At 68.9% G+C, this 23,092-nt stretch carries 16 protein-coding genes; 8 read left to right on the forward strand and 8 right to left on the reverse strand.

Going from position 1 to position 23,092, the window contains the following annotated elements:
• Nucleotides 1-88: 88 nt before the first annotated feature.
• Complete coding sequence (locus U4E84_RS01115) at nt 89-520, forward strand: universal stress protein (RefSeq protein ID WP_322530249.1); 432 nt, start codon at nt 89-91, stop codon at nt 518-520.
• A 95-nt stretch (nt 521-615) separates the two neighbouring features.
• On the opposite strand, the gene U4E84_RS01120 is transcribed toward U4E84_RS01115, so the two are convergent.
• Nucleotides 616-1,671, reverse strand: a complete 1,056-nt coding sequence (locus U4E84_RS01120) for an isocitrate/isopropylmalate family dehydrogenase (RefSeq protein WP_322530250.1) — start codon at nt 1,669-1,671, stop codon at nt 616-618.
• Nucleotides 1,672-1,777: 106 nt separating this feature from the next.
• Between U4E84_RS01120 and U4E84_RS01125 the strand changes: the two genes are divergently transcribed.
• Both U4E84_RS01125 and U4E84_RS01130 read left to right on the forward strand, forming a co-directional pair.
• Complete coding sequence (locus U4E84_RS01125) at nt 1,778-2,560, forward strand: enoyl-CoA hydratase/isomerase family protein (RefSeq protein ID WP_322530251.1); 783 nt, start codon at nt 1,778-1,780, stop codon at nt 2,558-2,560.
• Complete coding sequence (locus U4E84_RS01130) at nt 2,557-3,783, forward strand: CoA transferase (RefSeq protein WP_322530252.1); 1,227 nt, start codon at nt 2,557-2,559, stop codon at nt 3,781-3,783. The genes U4E84_RS01125 and U4E84_RS01130 overlap by 4 nt, the downstream gene beginning before the upstream one ends.
• Before the next feature lie 331 nt (nt 3,784-4,114).
• On the opposite strand, the gene U4E84_RS01135 is transcribed toward U4E84_RS01130, so the two are convergent.
• The 3 genes from U4E84_RS01135 to U4E84_RS01145 all read right to left on the reverse strand — a co-directional run bounded on the left by U4E84_RS01135 (nt 4,115) and on the right by U4E84_RS01145 (nt 11,581).
• A complete protein-coding gene (locus U4E84_RS01135; RefSeq protein ID WP_322530253.1) occupies nt 4,115-7,078 on the reverse strand; it encodes an FAD-linked oxidase C-terminal domain-containing protein in 2,964 nt (987 codons plus the stop codon).
• Between the two features lie 171 nt (nt 7,079-7,249).
• Nucleotides 7,250-9,508, reverse strand: a complete 2,259-nt coding sequence (locus tag U4E84_RS01140; RefSeq protein ID WP_322530254.1) for an NADP-dependent malic enzyme — start codon at nt 9,506-9,508, stop codon at nt 7,250-7,252.
• 276 nt (nt 9,509-9,784) lie between these two features.
• On the reverse strand, nt 9,785-11,581 hold the full coding sequence (locus U4E84_RS01145) for a thiamine pyrophosphate-requiring protein (RefSeq protein ID WP_322530255.1): 1,797 nt from the start codon (nt 11,579-11,581) through the stop codon (nt 9,785-9,787).
• On the opposite strand from U4E84_RS01145, the gene ddh reads away from it, so the two are divergent.
• Nucleotides 11,580-12,518 carry a D-2-hydroxyacid dehydrogenase gene (ddh, locus tag U4E84_RS01150; protein ID WP_322530256.1) on the forward strand — a complete coding sequence of 313 codons (939 nt, stop codon included), beginning with the start codon at nt 11,580-11,582 and terminating at the stop codon, nt 12,516-12,518. The two genes, U4E84_RS01145 and ddh, sit on opposite strands and share 2 nt — an antisense overlap.
• Before the next feature lie 344 nt (nt 12,519-12,862).
• Here ddh and U4E84_RS01155 read toward each other — a convergent pair whose 3' ends face one another.
• Nucleotides 12,863-13,633: an IclR family transcriptional regulator gene (locus U4E84_RS01155; protein ID WP_322530257.1), complete on the reverse strand. Its 771-nt coding sequence runs from the start codon at nt 13,631-13,633 to the stop codon at nt 12,863-12,865.
• Nucleotides 13,634-14,306: 673 nt separating this feature from the next.
• On the opposite strand from U4E84_RS01155, the gene U4E84_RS01160 reads away from it, so the two are divergent.
• The 4 genes from U4E84_RS01160 to U4E84_RS01175 all read left to right on the forward strand — a co-directional run bounded on the left by U4E84_RS01160 (nt 14,307) and on the right by U4E84_RS01175 (nt 18,506).
• Nucleotides 14,307-15,488: a sodium:proton exchanger gene (locus U4E84_RS01160; RefSeq protein WP_322530258.1), complete on the forward strand. Its 1,182-nt coding sequence runs from the start codon at nt 14,307-14,309 to the stop codon at nt 15,486-15,488.
• Nucleotides 15,489-15,613: 125 nt separating this feature from the next.
• Nucleotides 15,614-16,945, forward strand: a complete 1,332-nt coding sequence (locus U4E84_RS01165) for an ABC transporter substrate-binding protein (RefSeq protein WP_322530259.1) — start codon at nt 15,614-15,616, stop codon at nt 16,943-16,945.
• Nucleotides 16,942-17,721: an ABC transporter ATP-binding protein gene (locus U4E84_RS01170; RefSeq protein WP_322530260.1), complete on the forward strand. Its 780-nt coding sequence runs from the start codon at nt 16,942-16,944 to the stop codon at nt 17,719-17,721. Before U4E84_RS01165 ends, U4E84_RS01170 begins: the two co-directional genes overlap by 4 nt.
• Complete coding sequence (locus tag U4E84_RS01175) at nt 17,718-18,506, forward strand: ABC transporter permease (protein WP_322530261.1); 789 nt, start codon at nt 17,718-17,720, stop codon at nt 18,504-18,506. Before U4E84_RS01170 ends, U4E84_RS01175 begins: the two co-directional genes overlap by 4 nt.
• 38 nt (nt 18,507-18,544) lie before the next feature.
• Here the strand turns inward: U4E84_RS01175 and U4E84_RS01180 are convergent, their stop codons facing one another.
• The 3 genes from U4E84_RS01180 to U4E84_RS01190 form a co-directional block, all read right to left on the reverse strand.
• Entirely contained in the window at nt 18,545-19,381 is an 837-nt protein-coding gene (locus U4E84_RS01180) for an ABC transporter permease (protein WP_322530262.1), read from the reverse strand.
• 71 nt (nt 19,382-19,452) lie between these two features.
• Nucleotides 19,453-20,610 carry an ABC transporter substrate-binding protein gene (locus tag U4E84_RS01185; protein WP_322530263.1) on the reverse strand — a complete coding sequence of 386 codons (1,158 nt, stop codon included), beginning with the start codon at nt 20,608-20,610 and terminating at the stop codon, nt 19,453-19,455.
• Between the two features lie 129 nt (nt 20,611-20,739).
• A complete protein-coding gene (locus tag U4E84_RS01190) occupies nt 20,740-23,091 on the reverse strand; it encodes an AAA family ATPase (protein ID WP_322530264.1) in 2,352 nt (783 codons plus the stop codon).
• Between the last annotated feature and the right edge of the window lies 1 nt (nt 23,092).

A 23,092-nucleotide genomic window follows, 5' to 3' on the forward strand; every position in this document is an offset into this window, starting at 1 on the left:
CACGAGGCGATCCAGACGGCCCTCACGCCTCGGCGACGCGAGCCGGTCGGGACGAACTTTATATATGAGAGGGTAGAACACGGTCGATATGGTGATTGTCGCCGCGGTCGATCGATCAGAGCGAGCCCCGGAAATAGTCGAAGAAGCGCGCGAACTCGGCGAGGCGTTCGACGAACCCGTCGAGGTCATACACGTCTTAACCCGCCAGCAGTTCATCGATCTCGAGCAGACGAGCGTCAGCGACAACAGGCGCACGATCCCGACCGACGACGTCATCGAGATCGCCGAGGAGATCGCACAGGACGCCATCGACGAGTCGGCGGTCGACGACGCGACGCCGGTCGGGCTCCTCGGCGATCCGGCCGAGGAGGTCGTCAGCTACGCCGAGTCCAACGACGCCAGGTACCTCGTCATCGCCGGGCGAAAGCGCTCGCCGGTCGGCAAGGCCCTCTTCGGCAGCGTCGTGCAGTCGGTTATGCTCGACTCCGAAGTCCCCGTCGTCTCGCTGCGGGTCGACTGACCGAACTCCGGGCCACCGGTTCGATTCGCGAGCCGTGAAAAGCGCTACTCGCCTTGGGTCCCGGAACGGATCGAGAAGCGACGGTGTCCCTCCGGTCAGAGGTGCGCCTCTATCGCGTCGACGACCTCCGCCGTCGACGCCGACCCGCCGAGGTCCGGCGTCACCGGAGCCGCCTCGTCCGCCAGCACGGCTCGGACGGCACTCCAGAGGTCGTCTGCGACCGCCCGCTCGCCGACGTTCTCGAAGAGCATGCCGGCCGAGAGCACGGTCGCCATCGGGTTCGCGACCCCCTGTCCGACGATGTCGGGCGCGCTCCCATGGACGGGTTCGAACATCGAGGGGTACTCGTCGTCGACGTTGATGTTTCCGGACGGCGCGAGCCCCATGCTGCCGGTGACGATCGCGCCGATGTCCGTAAGGATGTCGCCGAACAGGTTCGAGGCGACCAGCACGTCGAACTGCTCCGGTCGGCGCACCAGGTCCATGCTCCCGGCGTCGATGAGCAGCGACTCGACCTCGACGTTCGGATACTCGGTCGCGACGTCCTCGACGACGTCGTCCCAGAACGTCATGCTGAACGCCTGCGCGTTGGACTTCGTGATGCTCGTCAGGTGCCCCTCGCGCTCCGTCGCCGCCTCGAACGCCGCTCGCACGATGGTCTCCGTTCCCTCGCGCGTGTGGACCGCGCTCTGGATTGCCACCTCGTGGTCGAATCCCTGGTGAACGCGACCGCCCGCGTCGGAGTACTCGCCCTCGGTGTTCTCGCGGTACACGACGAAGTCGATGTCCCCGCTCTCGTACCCACGGAGCGGGCTCTCGACGCCTTCGAAGAGGATCGACGGCCGCTTGCACACCTGCTGGTTGAACCCCTTCCGGATCGGCAAGAGGAGCCCGTGGAGGGTGATGTGGTCCGGCACGTCCGGGTGGCCGACGGCCCCGAGGAGGATCGAGTCCGCGTCGACGATCTGATCGAGCCCGTCGTCCGGCATCATCTGTCCCGTCTCCAGGTATCGCTCGGTTCCCCAATCGTACTCCGTGAACTCGACGTCCACGCCGTGGCGGGACGCCGCCTCGTGAAGCAGCGGGAGCGTTTCCTCGACGACCTCTGGACCGATACCGTCTCCTGGTATCGTCGCTATCTCGTACGTCATGCACTGAGGTTCGGTCACGCCGAGTAAACTCTTTGGTACGCGACACCCTTTGCCCGCCGCTGCGGGACTCACAATACTTTTCACCTTCATCATGGTAGGGAGATGCATGGTAAGCGAGACGGCCTACGAGAGTATCTCGCTCGAGGTCGCCGACGGCGTGGCGACGATCGAGTTCCACAGACCGGAGGTGTACAACGCGCTCAACGACACGGTCATGCTCGACCTGCTCCGCGCGTTCGACGAGATCCAGCTCGACCGCTCGATCGACGTGGTCGTGATCACGGGCGAGGGCGACGACGCGTTCTCCGCGGGCGCCGACATCTCCCAGTACGCGGGCACCGCCGAGGAGCACGACCCGCGACAGCGGGACCGTCAGGAGCTGTTCTACGAGATGTACCGGAAGCCGTTCGACTGTCACGCGCCCGTGATCGCGAAGATCAACGGGTACTGCGTCGGCGGCGGACTCATCTTCGCGATGTACTGCGACCTGCGGATCGCGGTCGACGACGCCAAGTTCGGCGTCCCCGTGACGGACATCGGCCAGATCCCGACCGGCAACTCCACGTGGCGGGCGATCGAACTCGTCGGGGAGGCGAAAGCGAAGGAGCTCGTCTACACGGCCGGCATGATCGAGGCCGACGAGGCCGAGCGGATCGGTCTCGTCAACCACGCCGTCCCCCGCGAGGAGCTCGACGAGACGGTCGACGAGGTCGTCGACGCGATCCGGAGTACCGGTCGGTCGGCGGTGAAAAACTCCAAGCGCGCGTTCAACTTCGCCGTCGACGCCCAGACCGCCGAGGAGAACCGCGAGTTCGAGTCCGAGGTCTGGTGGGACCAGTTCGCGACGGACGAGCGAGAGCGGCTCGTCGACGAGTTCAACGACGCATGACTGGGGGACCACTCGCCGGCGTCAGCGTCGTGGAGATGACGGGCCACCGCGCGGGCCCCTTCTGCGGCGCGCTGCTTGCCGACATGGGCGCCGACGTGGTGAAGATCGAGCGTCCCGGCGTCGGCGACCCCGCCCGCAGTCAGGGGGTCGGTCCCGACGGCAAGTCCGGCTACTTCATGGCGAACAACCGGAACAAACGCTCCGTCACGCTGGATCTCAAGTCCGAGTCCGGCGCGGAGGCGGCGCTGTCGCTCTTGGAGACCGCCGACGTCTTCATCGAGAACTTCGGCTACGGCGTCACGGACAAGCTCGGCGTGGGCTATGAGGACGTGACGGACCGCAACCCGGAGATCGTCTACGCCAGCATCAAGGGGTACGGCGAGACCGGCCCCCGGAAGAAGCAGGCCGGGCTCGACCTCATCCTCCAGGCGGAAGGCGGGATCATGAGCGTCACCGGCCCGGAGGGCGGCGATCCCGTCAAGGTCGGGCAGGCCATCGGCGACCTCACGACCGGAATGTTCGCCGCGATCGGGATCCTCGCGCGCCTGTACGAGCGGGGGGCCGCGGGCGGTGGAGCCGCCGACGGTGCGGAGGGCGGGGACGCCGACGCGTTTACCGGCAAGTTCGACGTCGGCCTCTTCGACTCCATCGTGACGCTGATGAACGAGTACCTCACGTCGTACTCGATGGACGGGTCGGTGCCCGGACCGCAGGGCACCTCCCACCAGACGCTCGTCCCGTACCAGCGGTTCGAGACCGCCGACGGCGCGCTCGTCACCGGCGTCCCGAGCGACGACCGGTGGGACGCCTTCGTCGACCTGGTCGGCCGCGAGGAGCTGGCCGAGTACCCGACGAACGACGACCGGTTCGAGCACGCGGAGGCCGTCGTCGGGATCATCGAGGAGGAGTTCGCGGCGGAGTCCACCGAGTACTGGCTCGATCGGCTCATCGAGTACGGCTTCCCCTGCGGCCCGATAAACGACGTCGAGGACGTCGTCAACTACGACCAGACGCGGGCGCGCGACCTCGTCGTCGAGCACGACGACCCCGACTGGGGCGAGTGCCTGCTCCCGGGACACCCGATCAACTTCCCCGAGCACGACGACGTCATCCGGTCGCCCGCGCCGCGGCTGGGCGAGCACACGGAGTCCGTGTTCGCCGAGGTCGCGGGCGATCAGACGACGCTCGACGAGTGGCGGGACGGCGGCGCGTTCGGCGACTAATACGCGAACGCGTTTCCTCGTCTCGGTTATTCGTAAACAGTCGGCCGCGGACCGCCAGTGAGCACTTCCAAAGCCCCAGCCGCTCGGCTATACGAAAGCGGCGACTCTGCGGCGAACACTTCCAAAGCCCCACCCGACCGCACCGCAACCGCACCTCACGCCTCCCCAGCCTCGTCGGTCGCCTGCGGCGACCGACTCCCTCGCGCGGTCTCCTCGCGGCCCCCGGCCGCTCGGAGGCACGCGCCACCAACACCGCTCACAGCGAACTACTACCGTCGCCGTCGCTCGTCACTAGTCAAATAACGAACGACGCCCACGAAGTCGACCCGCCCTACGCCAGCGCGTCGGCGAGCTTCTCGATCGGGTGCGGCGGCTTCTCCTCGTACTCGTCGCCGATCTGCGTCCGGCAGGACGCGCCGGGCGCGACGACGGCGTCGCCGTCGCTGTCGTCGATACGGTCGAACAGCATCGAACCGATGGCCTGGCTCATCGAGTAGTGCTCGGCCTCGTAGCCGAACGTGCCGGCCATCCCGCAGCAGGAAGTGTCGAGCGGGTCGACCCGGAACCCGGTCCGCCGGAGCACGCCGACCGCGTGGTGGTCCTTCTTCACGGACTTCTGGTGGCAGTGCCCGTGGTACGTGAGCCGCTCGGCGCCCCCGTCGGCGTCGAGCGCCTCGTCGAGCCGGTGGACGTCGAGGTACTCCAGCACGCCGTAGGCGTTCCCGGCGACGCGGGCCGCCGCGTCCGACGACAGCAGGTCGAGGTAGTCGGACTGGAGCATGACGGCGTCGGACGGCTCGACGACGACGACGTCGCGTCCGTCGGCGACGTGCGGCGCGAGCGCGGCGACGTTGGCCGCCGCCGTCTCCCGCGCCTTCCCGAGGAGCCCCTTCGAGTGTGCGGGGCGACCGCTGTCGGTGATCTCGTCGGCGACCGTCACGTGGACGCCCGCCGCTTCGAGCACCCTGACCGCCGCCTTGCCGGCCTTCGGGTTGTTGTAGTTGGTGACCGTGTCGGGCACGAGAACGACCCGCCGCTCCGCGTTCGCCTCGCTCACCGTCGACCCGCCGCGAGCCGCCCACCAGTCCACGAACGTCTCGCGGTGGAACGTCGGGAGGGAGCGTTCGCGGGCGATCCCGAGCGTCTTCTCCATGACGACGCGCGCACCGGGGACCTTGGTGCCGAGGTTCGAGAGGGGGGCGGTGGCGCTCCCGACCTTCGAGAGCGCGTCGACGTTGGCGAACAGCTTCGACCGGAGGTCCGCCCCGTGTTTCTCGTGGTGGGCGTGCTCGACCTCCACCTTCATCTTCGCCATGTCGACCTCGCTGGGACAGTCGATCGAACAGCCCTTACAGCCGACACAGAGGTCGAGAACCTCGCGCATGAACTCCGTGTCGAACTGCTCGCCCTCGGGGAGGTCGCCGCTCATCGCCTGTCTGAGTAGGTTCGCGCGGCCGCGCGTGCTGGTGATCTCCTCCTGCGAGGCGCGGTAGGTCGGGCACATCACGCCGCCCGTCCCCTCCTGGCTGGTGCGACAGCCGCCGCAGCCGTGACAGAGCTCGGCCATCCCCTGGAACCCGTTCTCGTTGTCCCACTCCAGGGCCGGTTCGAAGCCGGCGTCGAATTCGTACTCCTCCCCGAACCGGAGGTGCTCGCTCATGTCGTGGTCGCCGCAGACGCTCCCGGGGTTGAGCAGCCAGTCGGGGTCGAACGCGGTCTTCAGGTCCCGAAAGACGTTCCAGAGGCGGTCGCCGTACAGCTTCCGGTTCCACTGGGTCCGAGCGCGACCGTCGCCGTGTTCGCCGGAAACGGAGCCGCCGAGGCGCACGGCCAGGTCCGTGGCCGCGTCGGAGATGGACACCATCGTCTCCGTCCCCTCGGCCGTCTTGGTGTTGATGAGCGGTCGGACGTGCATACAGCCCGGCCCGGCGTGCGCGTAGAAGCTCCCGAACGTGTCGTGGTCCTCGAAGATCTGCTTGAACTCCTTCGTGTACTCGGGCAGGTGCTCCGGCGGGATCGCGAGGTCCTCGATGAACGCGATGTGCTTCTCGTCGCCGGTCCGCGAGAGCAGGATCGGCGTCGACGCCTTCCGCATCTTCCAGAACTTCTTCTGGGTCTCCTCGTCGTACGCGGCCATCCCGTCGAACGCCAGGTCGCCGACCCGGTCGTCGAGGAGGTCGTCGACCTTCCGTTTGGCCTCCTCGTCGTCGTCCGCGTAGAACTCGATCAGGAGAAACGAGTCCGTCTCGTCGGGGAGCAGTCCGATGACGTCTTTGAAATCCTCTAAGTCGCGCGCCAGCTCGACGAGGACGCCGTCGAGCACCTCGACCGCCGCCGCGTCGTGTTCGAGGATCGGCCCGACGTCCTCCATCGCGTCGAGCAGGTCGTGGTACGTGAGCAGCGCCACGCCCTTCGTCTCCGGGATCGGTTCGAGGCTCACCTCGGCCTCGGTGACGACGGCGAGCGTCCCCTCGCTGCCGACCAGGAGCTTGGCGAGGTTGACGGTCCCCGCGTCGGCCTCCTCGATTAACACGTCGAGGTTGTACCCCGAGACGTTCCGCTTGAGGTCCGGATACCGGTCGTCGATCTCGTCGGACTCCTCGTCGATGATCCGAACGATCTCGGCGTAGATCCGCTCGAGGAGGTCGCCGTCGGGGTCGGCCTCCTCGCGCAGCGTCGACACCGCGGTCTCGCCGAACGTCTCGACGCTCCCGTCGGCCAGCACCGCCTCGACCTCCTCCACGTAGGCGTCGGTCTTCCCGTACTTCAGGGAGTGCGCGCCGGTGGTGTTGTTCCCGATGGCGCCGCCGAGCGCGCTCCGATCCGCGGTCGACGGGTCGGGGGCGAACTTCAGGTCGTGCGGCTCGAGCGTGCGGTTGAGCTCCCCGAGGGTGATCCCCGTCTGGGCCCGCACGCGTCTGTCGGCCGGGTCCACGTCGATGACACCGGTCATGTACCGCGTGAAGTCCAAGACAATCGCCTCGTTCACCGACTGCCCGGCGAGGCTCGTCCCGCCGCCGCGAGGGAGCGCCGGAATCTCCTCTGCGGCGCAGTACTCCAGCACGGCGGCGACGTCGGCGGTCGACGTCGGGTACACGACCCCGATCGGCGTCACCTCGTACGCGCTGGCGTCGGTCGCGTACATCTGCTTCGAGTACTCGTCGAATCGCACGTCGCCGTCGACGAGGGCGTCGAGGTCCGAGACGAGCCGCGAGTCGTCGCCGCTCTCGCTCCGGTAATCGTAGTTCGCCCTGGGGTCGACGGACGGATCGGGTGCTGTGTTCTTGGATCCCATTTGTAGTCAGTTGAACGCACTCGGCGTGGCGCACTCATGAATGTTACGCGCCAACACGCTTCGACGGGCCGTCAAAACGAGTCGAGCGGTCGGAGGCGTCCGAGCGGGCTGGTCCCTCCGAGCAAACGGGGCCGCGCTGCCCCGCCCTCAACGCGACGGGCTCACGCGCGGCTACTCGCGCTGCTGGGCGTCGACGACGGCGACGCTCGCGAGGTTGACGATGTCCTTCACCTCGTCGCCCCGCTGGAGCACGTGGACCGGCTCGTCCATGCCGACGAGCATCGGGCCGATGGCGTCCGCGTCGCCGAGTCGCTGGAGCAGCTTGTACCCGATGTTCCCAGACTCCAGGTTGGGGAACACGAGCACGTTGGCGGGCTCGTCCAGGTCCGAGAACCCGTACGTGTCGGTGAGCATCTCCTCGACGAGCGCCGTGTCGGCCTGCATCTCCCCGTCGACCGGGAAGTCGATGGTCGGGTCGTCGCGGAGCTTCGCGGCCGCCTCACGCGGCGCCCGCGTCGCCTCGGCCTCGACGCTCCCGAAGTTGGAGTACGACAGCAGCGCCGCGCGCGGCTCGACGTTGAACTGACGCGCCAGTTCCGCGGTGTGCCGCGTCGTTTCCGCGAGGACGTCCGCGTCCGACTCCCGGTTGACGGTGACGTCCGCGAAGAACACCACCCGGTTTCCGATCGTCAGCATGTAGACGCCGGAGACGTACTCGGCGTCGTCCGCGGTCCCGACGACCTGCAGCGGCGGCCGGAGCGCCGAGGGGTAGTGGTGCGTCAGCCCCGTCAGCAGGGCGTCGGCGTCGCCCTGATCGACCATCACGCTCCCGAGGTAGTCGGTGTTGCTTCGGATCAGGTCGCCGGCCTCGTTGCGCGTGACGCCCTTTCGCTTGCGGAGCTCGTGTAAGCGGTCGGCGTACGCCTCGTACTCCCCGGTCGTCGGATCGACGACGCTCGCCTCGAAGTCGAGACCGAGTTCGTCGACCGTCGCCGAGATCGCGTCGGCGTCGCCGAGCAGCACGGGCTCCGCGATGCCCTGCTCCGAGAGCTGGTAGGCCGCGCGGATCATCTTCTCGTCTTCCCCCTCGGCGAGCGCGACGCGCTTGGGGTCCTGTTTGGCCTTGTTGACCATGATCCGCATCATCTCGCGGGACTTCCCGACGCGGGCCTCCAGGTCGTTGCGGTACGTCTCGAGGTCGATCTCCTCGCGCGCCGCGCCGGACTCCATGGCCGCCTCCGCGACCGCCGGCGCGACCTCGAACAGGACGCGCGGGTCCACGGGCTTCGGGAGGATGTACTCCGGGCCGAACTGGAGCGGCTCGTCTCCGTACGCCTTCAACACCGCGTCGGGGACGTCCTTGCGCGCCAGCTCCGCCAGCGCCTCCGCGCAGGCGACCTTCATCTCCTCGTTGATCTCCGAGGCCCGCACGTCGAGCGCGCCGCGGAAGATGAACGGGAAGCCGAGCACATTGTTCACCTGGTTGGGGTAGTCCGACCGACCTGTCGCCATGATCACCGTGTCGTCGCGGGCGTTCTTCCCCTCCTCGTAGCCGATCTCCGGGGTCGGGTTCGCCATCGCGAAGATGATCGGATCGTCGTTCATCGACCGCACCATCTCCGGTGAGACGATCCCGCCGGCCGAGAGGCCGACGAGCACGTCCGCGCCCTCCATCGCGTCGGCGAGGTCGCCGCCCTCGACGTCCCGCGCGAACTCCCGTTTGTACTCGTTGATGTCTCCCGACTCCGCGCGCGCCTCGGTGACGATCCCTGTCGAGTCGCACAGCACGATGTTGTCGGGGTCGACGCCGAGCGAGACGTAGAAGCGAGCGGTCGCCAGCGCCGACGCGCCCGCGCCCGAGAAGACGATCTCCAGGTCGCCGAGGTCCTTCCCGACGATTTCGGCGGCGTTGATCAGTCCGGACCCGTTGATGATGGCGGTGCCGTGCTGGTCGTCGTGGAACACGGGAATGTCCATCTTCTCCTGAAGGCGCTCCTCGATCTCGAAGCACTCGGGGGCCTTGATGTCCTCGAGGTTGATCCCGCCGAACGTCGGCTCCATCGCGGCGACCGCCTCACAGAACGGGTCGGTGTCCGAGATGTCGAGTTCGATGTCGAAGACGTCGATGTCGGCGAACCGCTTGAACAGCACTCCCTTCCCCTCCATGACGGGCTTTGACGCCGTCGCGCCGATGTCCCCGAGTCCCAGCACCGCCGACCCGTTCGAGACGACCCCCACCAGGTTCCCCTTCGCCGTGTAGTCGTACGCCTTCTCGGGGTCCTCGGCGATCTCGCGACACGGCCCGGCCACGCCGGGCGAGTACGCGAGCGAGAGGTCGCGCTGAGTGTTCGTCGGTTTCGTCGTCGCAATCTCGATCTTTCCGGGGGGATCGGACCGGTGGTACTCCAAGGAATCGTCTTCGAGCGTCATGGCGGCAGATCGTCCGAGCCGCATATATATTTATGGGGAAGCCCCCGCCCTCGCCGGGATCGCGGGTCGGGCTGACGTCGGCGCGCACCGTCGCGCGTCGGAGCGTCCCTTCGTCGGCCGAACAGGCGAAAATACGAGTGTACGGGATCGGACGAGCACGAGCTCGGGAGAGGTGCGGGCTCGGAGCGGCTCGGGCGTCTGAACGGGTCTGGACGAGAGGGCGCGTCGACGGCGGTCGCCGCGAGCAGGCGGGTCGGCGTCGGAGGTCGCCCGATCTCAGTCGAGGTCGGGACGGGAGAGTTCGGTCTCCTTGGAGGTGATGAACTCCAGGAGCGCCGGCGTCCCCTCCTCGGTCTTCTCGATGGCGCGCTCGAGCGCGGGCGCGACCTCGTCGGGGTCCTCGACGCGCTCCCCGTAGCCGCCGAGCGCCTCGCCGACGTCGGCGAAGTCACCGCTGAACGGCGTGTCGTACGACGCCATCTCGTAGTTGTTCAGGTGGATCGTGAGGATCGGGGCGTCCTCGCGGGCCGCCGTCTCGAAGTCGAGCCCGGTCATCCCGATGGCGCCGTCGCCCATGATGTTGATACAGAGCTTCTCGGGGAAGCGGACCTTCGCGCCGAGCGCGAGTCCGAGCCCGTAGCCGAGCTGCGTCGTCTTCCCCCAGCCGATGTACGAGAGGGGTTCGTCGGTCTCGTAGAACGGCGCAAGGAAGTCCCGCGGGTTCCCGGCGTCGGCCGTGATGATCGTCTCCTCGGGGTCGACGACGTTCGTGATCTCGTGGATCACCCGGTAGGGGTTGATCGGGGTCTCGTCGGAGGTGAGCTTCGGCTCCCACTCGGCGAGCCAGTCGGACTTGACCGACGCTATCTCGTCGGCGACGTCGTCGAACCGACCGCGGTCGTCGTCCACGCGCTCGTCCACGGCGTCGACGACCGCGTCGAGGACGATCTGCGCGTCGCCCACGAGCGCCAGCTCCGAGTCGACGTCCTTGTCGATGTCGGTGGGGTCGAGCGTCGAGTGGATGACGGTCTTCCCCTCCGGCACCGTGATCCCGTACGCGGTCTCCGTGAAGCTGCAGCCGACGCCGAAGAGGACGTCGCACTCGCGGAGGAAGTGGGCGAGCTGTCCGGGCTCGCTCTTGCTGCCGGCGCCCAGCGAGAGCGGGTGGCTCTCGGGGAACGCGCTCTTCGCGTTCAGGCTCGTCGCGACGGGCGCTTCGAGGGTCTCGGCGAGCTCCTTCAGCTCGTCCCAGGCCTTGGCGTAGTGAACGCCCTGCCCCGCGAAGATGACCGGGTTCTCCGCGTCGACGAGCGCGTCCGCGACCGCTGGGACGGCGTCGGGGTCCACGCCGGCGCGGTTGGCGCTCGACGGGGTGTACTCGAAGTCCTCGGGCGCGTCCTCCCAGAAGACGTCCTTCGGAACCTCGACGACGGCGGGACGGGGACGGCCGTTGCGCGCCGCGGTGAACGCGCGGCGGAACGTCTCCCCGACCGCGTCGGGGTCCGTGAGCTGCTCGCAGGTCTTGCTCACGCTCTGGTAGGCGATGAGCGAGTTGAACTTCGGATCGACGTCGGTCTTCGCGCGGTCGTAGCCCGCCGGGATCGCCACCAGCGGCGCGGACTCGCCGTACGCCTGCGCGACGGCGCCGATGGAGTTCTCCGTTCCCGGGCCGTGCTGGCAGGCGAACGCGACGACCTCGTCGCCCGACGTGAGCCGACCGATCGCGTCCGCCATGTGGACCGCCGTGCGCTCCTGGCGGGTGATGATCGTTCGGAGGCCGGCGTCCTCGGCGGCGCCCGTGTCGAACAGCGGGTTGCTCGGGAACCCGAAGACGTACTCTACACCCTCTGCTTTCAGCGCGTGCGCAATTGCTTCTGTTACATTCATCGCTAGTTGACTCGTGCGGATACTATCGAGTCTGATCGGCGGGGGAGATAAAGGTATCTGTAGTGGTCGAACGGTGGCTCTCGTGCTCGTCGCGAGGCGCGATTCGACCGGCCGGTCGGATCGCGGGCGCCGTCTTTTGCCGGCTCCCGAAGGACTGATAATCCACTGCGACGACGGTCCGAGCATGTCCGAGCGAGCACGACTCGATCACTTGTACGTCCACGAATCCGTCGAGAACGTCATTCCGCCCGAGGCGTTCGTCGAGGCGTTCGACGACCTCGACGTCCCGGTCGACCTGGTCGGCGACGGAGAAACGTACGACGAGACCGATGCCGTGGCCACGTACGTCCCGCGGCCGGAGTTCCTCGACGCGGGCTGGGTCCACTGCATCCGCGCCGGCTACGACGAGTTCGACACGGCGGCGTACGAGTCGGCCGGCGTCCCGCTCACGAACAGCACCGGTATCCACGACACCACCGTCAGCGAAGTCGCGATCGGGTACATGGTGTCGTTCGCGCGACTCCACCACGTGTACCGCGACAACCAGAACGAGCGGAACTGGTACACGCCGGAGTACGATCGGCCGTTCACCGTGGAGAACGAGCGGATCTGCGTCGTCGGCCTCGGGACGATCGGCCGCGGGATCGCCGAGCGCGCCGACGCGCTCGGGATGGACGTGGTCGGGATACGGCGGTCCGACGAGCCGGTTCCTGGCGTGTCCGAGATCTTCGATCCGTCGAACCTCCGCGACGCCATCGGCGACGCGCGCTTCGTCGCGCTCGCGCTCCCGCACACCCCGGAGACCGAGGGACTGATCGGCGAACCGGAGTTCGAGGCGATGCGCGAGGACGCGTACCTGATAAACGTCGCTCGCGGTCCGCTGGTCGACGAAGCCGCGCTCGTCCGGGCGCTCGAAACCGACGCGATCGCCGGCGCGGGCCTGGACGTGTTCGAGACGGAGCCGCTTCCAGACGACTCGCCGCTCTGGGACTTCGAGGACGTGATCATCTCGCCGCACAAGGGGTCTGCCACCAACCGCTACCACCTCGACATCGCCGAGCTCGTGACGGAGAACGTCGAGCGGTACCAGGCGGCCGACCCGCTCCGGAACCGCGTCGCGTAGCCGTCCTCGAACGAACCCAATGCGTTTCGTAATTGCGAACGTCGGGCCGTCGGTCGCGGGCGTGGCGCGGGGGCGACGCCGTTGGAACGTTCGGAAATCGCGTGAAAACCCGTCTGGAGCGTCCGTTTCGAGCGGTAGTACCGGTCGGATGTCAGTATCCGGCAGATCTGCTCGGTGAGAGCCGGTCGCGACGCGGGTACGTCTCGTCCGAGCGAGCAATTTCGTTTCGTATATGCGAACTGGATTCGAGCTCGTTCGACCGACGAACCATCACGCCGGTCGCAGTCGAGCACGTCCGGCCAGCTCATTACATTACTACGATTGTAATTGTGATTCGTGCGGACTCACGGTCGGCCGTGGGCGAGGTTGACCTCGATAACGTTCGCCGTCTGGTGGAGGCTCTCCGTGTACGCGCGGCGCTCGTCCTCGGGCTGTAAACGACTGATCGGCGTCATGATACTGATCGCCGCGTTCCGACGCTCGCCGGTCTCCAGCGGCGTTCCGACGCACCCGATCCCGCCCAGCCGCTCCTCTTCGTTGTACGCGAACCCCTCCTCGCGAATCCGGTCGAGCTCTTCGAACAGGGCCGACCGAGTCGTGATCGTCTCGTCCGTCTCCGCCGGTAGCCCGTGCCGGTCGATGATCTCGTCGACGCGGTCGTCCGAGAGGCTCGCGAGAAGCGCCTTGCCGAGCGCCGTCGTGTGGAGGTAGACGCGCCGTCCCGCGTGGACGTCGAAGTCGATCGCCCGCTCGCCGCGGGCGGTGTACACGTAGATGCCGAGCCCCTGCTCCTCGAAGAGCAGGTTCGCCAGTTCGCCGGTCTCCGCCGCCAGCTTCCGCACCTCCGGCTTCGCGACGTCGTAGACCCCGTCGTACTGTCGGGCGATCCCGCCGAACTCCAGACACCGGAGACCGAGCCGGTAGCCGCCTCCGTTCTTGACTACGATCCCGTGCTCCTCGAGCGTGATCAGGTGTTTGTACACCGTGCTCTTGGCCAACTCCAGGCGGTCGACCAGTTCCGCAATCGAGACCGCCTCCTCGCGGTCGGCGATGGCCGTCAGTATCCGCATCGAGGTCCCCGTCGCCCGCACCGAGCTCGTTTTCGGCCTGTCCATGCGCCTACCTCACCAAAGACGAGTAATAAGAATTGTGGGGTGTTTGCGCGGACGGCGCGAGCCGCGAGCGAGTCGGACAGTTCGACGGCGGAGTTCATGCACGAGGTGCTCGACCGCTGTGAGTCGGTCCCGCCGGGCGCTGGCCAATGTATCATATGGTTGTGTATTTGCTGTAATTATACGAGAATAATTATGTGTGTTAGGACGTCTCGACCGCCGATCTCACCAGCGTCGCTCTCGCGGTCGATCGACCGCCGACGCGACGGGTGGGCCGAATGGGGATCTCGATCCGAGCGAGCGGATCCGATTGCAGTCGTGCGAAATGAATCGGTCGAACCGCCTCTGTCGACACCCGAAAGGACGACGGTACCCACTCGACGCCGATCGACGGACACCGACGACGGAGCCCGCGAGCGAGACCGGAGACGGTCGACCGGGACGGCACGTCGTTGCCCGTCCGTCGCTGTCGGTGCGACTCCGTGTGACGGGGCGTCAGAGAGTCCGATCGCGGCAACTGATTCCAAATACATCAGAAATATATGATACTATTGTTTATGATGCTTAGACAATACACAGGTGCACACAGCCGGTGCGAACGTGCGTGTACAGGAGTTCAACGGAACTCGATACACAGCTCCGTACGTTAATAACGGTGGTTGACGTGTCGACGGCCATGAAGGTCGCTCGACTGGTCGCCGCGTTGTTCGTCGTCGTGGTGCTGGTATCGTTCACGGTCGCTCCCGTGGCCGCGCAGGAGGGCGGCGGAGGCGCGGAGTCAGGTGAAGGGGGCATCGAGGGACAGATCGAGGGATTCGTCGAGAGTCTCGGACTGGCCGGCGCCGTGCTCGTGCTCGTCGTCGGCGCCGTCCTCCTGACCGCCTGCGCCGAGAAGCTGATAAGCTACCTTACCCGGGCGGCGCTGGGGCTGCGGGTCTCGCTGTTCACGCTCGCGATCCTCTTCACGGGGATCGAGTTCGACGACACGATCCTCGCGCTCGCGTTGTCCGCGGGCGACCTCGAGGGGGCCGCGCTGGGGACGGCGCTCGGCACCGGGCTGGCCATCGTGGGCGTCACCCTCGCGCTCGCCGGAATCATCAGACCGTTCCCGGTTGACCTCCCGACCGACTACATCGTGCTCTTCGCGCTGGGACCGCTGCTGCTCATCCCGTTCGTGTTCGCGGGAACCCTGACGGCCATCCACGGGCTCTTGCTTCTCGGGACGTTCGTCCTGACGTTCGGCTACATCATCGTCCGCGAGCGCCAGCGCGACACGCCGGTGTTTCGCAACACCGAACTCGGCGAGTCGCTCCGGGCCGACGGCGGGGTCGCCGCGCCGCAGTCGCTCTCGGAGATCCCGGAGGACCGGCTCGTCGGCGGCCGGTCCGCGTCGGGGTGGCCGTGGATGGTGCTCGCCGTCATCGCGCTGGCCGGGATCGTGTTCGCGTCGATGCTGCTGGAGGCCGGCTCCGAGGTCGTCGTGGAGGGCTTCGGGCTCGAACAGACCGTCTTCGGCGCCACCGTACTCACGGTGATACTGACGTTCGAGGACATCATGCTCACGATCGAGCCGGTTCGACGGGGCGTCCCCGAGATCGGCGTGGGGAACGTCATCGGAAGCGTCCTCTTCTCGGTGACCGGCAACGTCGGCGTCATCATGCTGCTCAGCGACCTCACGATCTCCCGGTCCGTGCTGACGTTCCACCTCCCCTCGGTGATCCTCGTCACGACGCTGGCGGCGTACTTCCTCTACACCGGGGAGTTCAAGCGCTGGCACGGGATCCTCCTCGGCGGGCTCTACGTCGTCTACTGGGTGATCGCGATCCTCGTCTTCGGCGGCGTGCCGATCGGCGGCTGATCGGACGCGCACCGACCGGTGGCTGACCGGACGCGCGCGGGTCTGTGGACAATGCGCCGACGGCTCGATTCTCCGTCCGTCGTCGAGGCGAGCATTTTTATCTCGGTTCGACGCATACGTGAACGATGGACACGGTTGAACACTGGGTGCTCGACGACGACGACCGCGCGCTCGTCGACCGGCTCGCGGCGGGGCTCGGCCGAGACGCGGCACGGGTGCTCGCGTACCTCCTCTTGCGCCGCGACCACGACCGGATCGAGCGGTCGCTCGCGACGTCGATGGCGATCCGCATCGGGACGGGGCTGAACGGAAAGGCCGTCGACGACGCCCTCTCGAGGCTCGAGGCGCGAGACCTCGTCGAGCGGACGACCGTCGAGTCGTCCGGAGGCGGTCGACCGCCGAACGCGTGGCACCCCGCGCTCGACCGCCGCGAGACCGTCGACCGAGTGTACCGCACCCACGCGACCGCGCTCCTCGAACGGGCGGCCGCGGTCGCGGACACCGCCCGGAAATCGACCGACGAGAGGGACGCGACGGGCAGGCCGAGAGGCGGATCGACGGGCGGAACGGCGGACAGATCGACGCCCGATGACCCCCGGGAGATCGCCGTCGGCCTCAACTGGCGCCCCAACGCGCTCCACCTCCCGCTGTACGCCGCCGTCGACGCGGGAGCCTACGAGCGTCGAGGGCTCGACGTGACCGTCACCTACCACCGCGGCTCGCACCGGGCGCTCGAGGCCGTGCTCGACGGGGACGCGGACATCGGGCTCGTGGGGGCCGGATCGGTCGTCCGAGCGCTGGCCGCGGACCGCCCGGTCGTTCCCCTCGCCGTGCTCCACCAGCGGACCGCGACCGTGCTGTACGCGCTTCGCGATCGGTTCCGCGAGCCGTTCGAGAGCGCGGACCAGCTTCGCGGACGCCGGATCCTCACGACGACTGGCTCCGAGACGTGTCTGCTCGCGCGGCTGTTCCTCTCGCAGGCCGATCTGCTCGACGAGATCGACCTCGTCGACGCCGACGGCGAGGAGCGCGACGCGCTTATCGCCGGCGACGCCGACGTGGCGACGGGGTCGTTTGCCGACCCGCTCGAGCTGGAGGCGGACGGCTGGACGGTCGACGTCCTCCCGATCGGCGACCACTTCCCGATCTACGGGCTCACGCTCGTGGGGTCGGGAGCGGAGTTCGAACAGACGGCCGACGCCTGGCGGCGGTTCCTCGCGGGGACGGCGGCGGGCTGGGCGACCGCGCGGACCGACCCCGACCCGGCGGCCGCGTCGGTAGCCGAAGAGACCGACGAGGCCGCGAGCGCCGTGAGAGAGCGCTTCGCACGCGCGGCCGAGTCGATCGGCGTGGGCGACGCCGTCCGGGAGGAGGGGTGGGGCTGGCACGCGCCGGCGACCTGGGACCGCCTAGCGGCCGCGCTGGAGCAGGGCGACCTGCTGGGGGAAGCGCGGTGATCGAGCTCGACGGCGTGACCGTCCGGTTCGACGACGTACTGGCGGTTCGAGACGTCGACCTGACGGTCGAGGACGGGGAGTTCCTCACGGTGGTCGGGCCGTCCGGCTGCGGAAAGACCACGCTCTTGCGGACCGTCGGCGGCCTCCAGGACCCGACCGCGGGGCGCGTCCGCGTGAACGGACGGAGTCCGGACGCGGCGCGGGCGAACGCTGACCTCGGGTACGTGTTCCAACAGCACACGTTGCTGCCGTGGAAGTCGGCCGTCGACAACGTCGCGTTCCTCCGGGAGATGGCCGGAAAGCCGGGCGACAGGGAGGGAGCGAGGCGGCTCCTCCGCGAGGTCGGTCTGGAGGGGTTCGAGGACGCCCGTCCGGCGGCGCTCTCGGGGGGGATGAAACAGCGGGTCGCGATCGCGCGGGCGGTCCACCTCGGGGCGGACATCCTTCTCATGGACGAGCCGTTCGGCGAGCTCGACGAGATAACGCGGGAGCGGCTGGGCGTCGAGATTCGGGAGCTCTGGCGCGCGGAGCGGAAGACGGTGGTGTTCGTCACCCACAGCGTCCCGGAGGCCGTCTTCCTAGCCGACCGCTGCGTCGTCATGGAGAGCGATCCCGGCCGGATCGTCGAGACGTTCGACGTCGACCTGCCGCGACCGCGGACCGACGAGGTGTACAGCGGCGACGCGTTCCAGGAGCAGGTCGCCGCGGTCCGCGGCGTGTTACACGACGCTCGCTCGAGGTCGTCGACCGTCGGCAGGACGCTCACGGAGCAATGAACGGACGCGTTCGGGGGTCTGGGTCCTCGGTGACGGCCGCCGACGTGGCCCTCCCGCTCGTCGGACTCGCGGCGGCGACCGCCGCGTGGTGGGCGATCGTCGCCGCGTTCGACGTCCCCTCGTACCTCCTCCCCCCGCCGGACGCCGTCGCCGCGGTGATCGCAGGCAACCCGGGGCTGTTCGTCCGGAACGCCGTCGCGACCGCTGAGAAGGTCGCCATCGGCGGCACCGTCGGGATCGCGATCGGATTCGTCCTCGCCGCACTGATCGCGCACCTCCCGTGGCTCCGACGCGCGGTCTACCCCTACCTGGTCACCGTGCGGGTGCTCCCGAAGATCGCGATCGCGCCGCTGCTGCTGATATACGTCGGGACCGGCACGACGACCGCGGTCGTCTTCATCGGGCTCATCGCGTTTTTCCCGATGGTGTTGAGCACGGCGGCGGGATTCGACCGCGTTCCGGACGAACAGCGGGACCTGCTCCGCTCGGTCGACGCCGGTTCGCTGGACGCGTTCCTGCGGCTCGAACTGCCGTACGCCGTCCCGGACCTGTTCGCCGGGCTCAAGCAGTCGGTAACGCTCGCGGTCATCGGCGCCGTGGTCGCCGAGTGGATCGTCGCCGACAGCGGGCTCGGGTACCTCATCCTCCTCGCCTCGGAGAACGTTCAGGTGGACCTCATGCTCGCCGCCCTGGCGGTGCTCGTCGCGCTCGGGCTCTCGCTGTACGGCCTGATCGTCCTCACACAGCGCCGGGTCGGCTGGGAGCCGAGCGCCACCGACGCCTGATCGGTTCGAGACGGGCCCCGAAGGGGTCCGAGTCGGACTCACTCGGCCCAGACCGCGCGCTCGAGGAGGACGGGGACGAGGTAGAAGGCGACGCCGAGCGCCGACAGCGTGACCAGCGCGGCGTACGTCTCCGCGGTCTGGAGGCGCTCTGCGGTGACGAACACCCGGTAGCCGATACCCGCTCGGAGCGTGACGAACTCGGCGACCACGGCGCCGACGATCGACAGCGTCGCCGCGAGCTTGAGGCCGGCGAACACGCTCGGTGCGGCCGCCGGGACGCGCACCCGGAGGAAGACGGCCGGCCTCGACGCGTCGACGGAGCGCGCGAGCGCGAGGTAGCGCTCGGGCGTCGACCGGAGCCCGTCCAGCGTCGCGACGGTCATCGGGAACAGCGCGAGCGTCGCGACCAGCGCCGCGCGGGCGGGGATCCCCCGGCCGAACCAGAGGAAGACGAGCGGGGCGACCGCGATCAGCGGCGCGATGCGGAGCGCGACGACGTACGGTAACGCGATCCGGGCCGCCGTCCGAGAGTAGGTCATGGCGAACGCCAGAACGGCACCGACGGCACAGCCGGCCAGCAGGCCCGCGGCCGCGGTCGCTCCCGTCACGGCGGCGTCGCCGATGAGCGTCGCGCCGCCGGCGACGAGCGCGTCCGCCACCGCGACGGGCGTCGGGACGAGGATCTCGGGGACCGCGAACGCGACGACGGCTCCGTGCCAGGCGAGGACGAGCGCGACGAACAGTAGCAGCGGCGGGCGAGCGCGTCTCGTCGCCGCGAGGAGGCGGCCCGTCGTCCAGCCCTCTCGACGCCTCCAGTTCGCACCGACCGCGGGCGTCCGCGACTCGCGCGAGCGCTGGGGCTCCGGCTCGGCCATCGCTCACGGCACCTCCCTGCCGGGACCGGTCCGCGTCACCCGCCCGGCCGCGGGGGGTGTCTCGGAGCGGGTCACTGGTCGACGAGGTCGGCGAAGTCCCCGACGTGCTCGTCGTCGGTGTCCAGGTGGTCGTTCGTCCAGACCGCGTCGGGATCGACCGGCTCGTCGAAGAAGTCCCCGGCGTCCAGCGTCTCGTAGGTCTGCTGCCACGGCTCCGACTCGCTCCACCCCCACCCCTCTTCGCGGACCGCGTCGGAGAGCACGTACTCGGAGCGCATCAGGTCCCACTTGTCGCGCTGGTTCTCCCGGACCTCCTCCAGTTCGCCCTGCGCGTCGACGAGCGCGTCGATCGCACCCTCCGGGTTCTGATCGGCCCACACCGCCCCGCGGGCGGTCGCCCGGAGGAACGCGGCCACGGTCTCGGAGTTCTCCTCGGCGAACGACTCCCCGACCGTGATCAGGTGACCGTACGACGGAACGGCGTCGTGCACCGACAGCACGTCGATCTCGGCGTCCTGGTGGCGCGCGTCGACGACGTCGCCGAAGACGCCGCCCGCGGCGTCGATCTCCCCGGAGAGGAGCTGTTGGACGGTGTCGAAGCCGCTGTCGACGTACTCGACGTCGCTGACGTCGGTGGCGTCGAAGTACCCGCGCATCATCTGGCGGACCATCCCGGGACCGCTCCCGACCGTCGCGCCCGCCAGCTGTGACGGGTCCGTCAGCTCCTCGCCGAACTGCTCGCGCGACGTGAAGACGACGACCGGGCTCCGCTGCATCACGATGCCGACGGCCTGCGCGGAGAGCCCGCCATCGTTGACGCCGAGGATCTGGTCGCTACTGGAGACGCCGAACTCGGTGTTTCCGAGCGCGACCTGCTGGGCCGCGAAGTCGGACCCCTCGCCGCTCTCGATCGTGACCGACTCGAACCCCTCCTCCTCGTAGAACCCCTGCGACTGGGCGGCGAAGTACGGCGCGTGCAGACCGCTTATGCGCCAGTTGAGCAGCAGCGTCGGACTCTCGACGGCGAGAGACTCCCCGTCGCTGCCGTCGTCGCCGTCGCTGCCGTCGCTGCCGTCGCTGTCGCCGTCGTCCCCGTTCTCGCCGCCATCGTCGTCTCCGTTCTCACCGCCGCCGTCGCCTCCGTCGGCCTCGCCGCGGAGGCGACCGGTACACCCCGACACCGCCGCCGCTCCGAGCGTGGCGAGAACTGCTCGCCTGTTTCGGATCATGTCGTTTGTCTGTATATGAGCGTTTGTATATAATGGTTTTCAATAATCCTTTATTAGTGGACAGAGAGCCGTCGGCCTCGGCGGGTCGCGACACGGGAGTCTCGGCGATCCGATCGCGAGGAACCGCGCTCAGCTGCCCTCGTCCGGGCGGTCCGGCGACGGTTCGTCGTCACGATCCGAATCGTCGCCGCGGTGCGACTCCGACCCGTCGCTCGTTCCCTTCGCCGCGTCCTCGGGGGGGTTCGGGTCACCGCCGACGGCGTCGAGGAGGTCACCGAGGGGGTCCGACTCGCCGCTCGACGACGCGGCGTCCTCGTCCTCGCTCGGCGTGACCTCGCGGAGCGCCCGCTCGAAGTGATCTTCGGCGATCCGGATGTCGTCGACCGCGCGGTCGTCGTCGCGGACGTACTCCCGGACGGCCGCGGCCGCGGCCTCGCGACAGACCGCCTCGATGTCGGCGCCGACGTATCCCTCGGTTCGGTCGACGAGGGCGTCGACGTCGACGTCGTCGGCCAGGGGCCGATCGCGACAGTGGACCGCGAAGATCTCCCGCCGTGCCGCCGCGTCCGGCCGGGGGACGCGGAGGTGTCGCTCGATTCGGCCGGCGCGCAACAGGGCGTCGTCGATCAGGTCCTTCCGGTTGGTCGTGGCGACGACGACGACGTCCTCCATCTCCTCTAGCCCGTCGAGCTCGGTGAGGAGCTGCGAGACGACGCGCTCGCCGACGCTCGCGTCGGTCGAGCCGCCCCGCTCGGCCGCGATCGAGTCGATCTCGTCGAAGAAGACGACCGTCGGGGCGTTCTGTCTGGCCTTCGAGAACACCTCGCGGACGCCCTTCTCGGACTCGCCGACGTACTTGTCCAGCAGTTCCGGCCCCTTCACCGAGACGAAGTTCGACTCGCTCTCGTTGGCGACCGCCTTCGCGAGCAGCGTCTTGCCCGTCCCGGGCGGACCGTACAGGAGGATCCCGCGGTCGGGTTCGAGCGCGACGCGCGCGAACGCCTCGGGGTGTTCGAGCGGCCACTGGACGGTCTCGCGGAGCCGCTCTTTCACGGCCGTGAGCCCGCCCACGTCGTCCCAGGTGACGTCCGGGACCTCGACGCTCACCGCCCGGAGCGCCGAGGGTTCGACCTCCCGCAGGGCCGCCCGGAAGTCCTCGTCGGTGACCGCGACCGACGCGGCGGCCTCCGGGGGCGCCGACGCGGGGTCGTCGGCGAGGTCGGGCCACACGCGGCGGATCGCGTTCATCGAGGCCTCCGTCACCAGGGCCTCCAGGTCAGCCCCGACGAATCCGTGGGTGTTCTCGGCGTAGGCACCCAGGTCGACCCCGTCGCTCACGCGGAGGCCCCTCGCGTGGATGTCGAGGATCTCCTCGCGGCCGTCGCGATCGGGGACGCCGACCTCGATCTCCCGGTCGAACCGGCCCGGACGTCTGAGCGCCGGGTCGATCGCGTCGACCCGGTTCGCCGTACCGATCACCATCACGGGGTCGTCCTCGTCCAGGCCGTCGAGCAGCGAGAGGAGCTGACCGACCAGGCGACCGTCCCCCTCTCCGCCGCGAGCTCGATCGCCGGCGACGGCGTCGAGTTCGTCGAGGATCAGGAGCGACGGCGCCTCGGCCGCCGCCTGCGAGAAGGCGTCACGGAGGCGTTCCTCGCTCTCGCCCCGGTGCGCCGAGGTCACCTCCGGGGCGCGGATCCGCACGACGTCGACGTCCAGTTCGTTCGCAACCGCGTTCGCGAGCAGCGTCTTCCCCGCGCCGGACGGCCCGTGCAACAACACCCCGGTCGGCGGGTTCGCGCCGAGCCGCCGGAACAGCGACGGATTCCGCATCGGCAGTTCGACCGTCTCCCGCAGTCGGCGCACGGCTTCGTCGAGCCCGCCGACGTCGTCGTACGTCGCGTGTCCCTCCGGGACCGCCGACGGGAGCTCGACGTCCGTCGCGGGCTCCTCGGACACCGTCAGCCGCGTCCCCTCCCGCACGACGACCGGTCCGGACGGGCTCGTCTCCACGACCTTCACGGGCACCGTCTGCTCGGGCGCGCCGGGGACGGACCCGAGCCCGAGCGCGACCGGGACGACCTGGCCGGGCGACAGGACGCGGCCGACGAGCGCGTCCCGGAAGGAGAGCCCGAGCGCGTCGTCGACGTCGACGGCGTCCGGAAGGGCGAGGACCGCGCCGTCGGCGTCGCGTGCGACCGCGGGCCCGGCCGTGACGGTGTCGTCGACGCCGGCGCCGAGGGACTGTCGCGCCCAGTGGGTCACCCGGACCGCCCCGTCGTCCTCGGGGTCGGCGGGCCACGCCCGCGCGGCGACCGATCCCCTGGGACCCTCCAGCACGACGACGTCGCCCGGGTTCAGCCCGAGAGATTCCATGGCGTCCGGTCCGATCCGCACCCCGCCGTCGTCGGCGCTCGCGTCCCCTCGCGCCGACGCGACGCGGAGGGTCGCTTCCGGCGTTCGGTCGTGGTCCGTTGACATG

It is taken from the genome of Halorubrum sp. AD140 (assembly GCF_034497445.1).
GTDB lineage: Archaea > Halobacteriota > Halobacteria > Halobacteriales > Haloferacaceae > Halorubrum.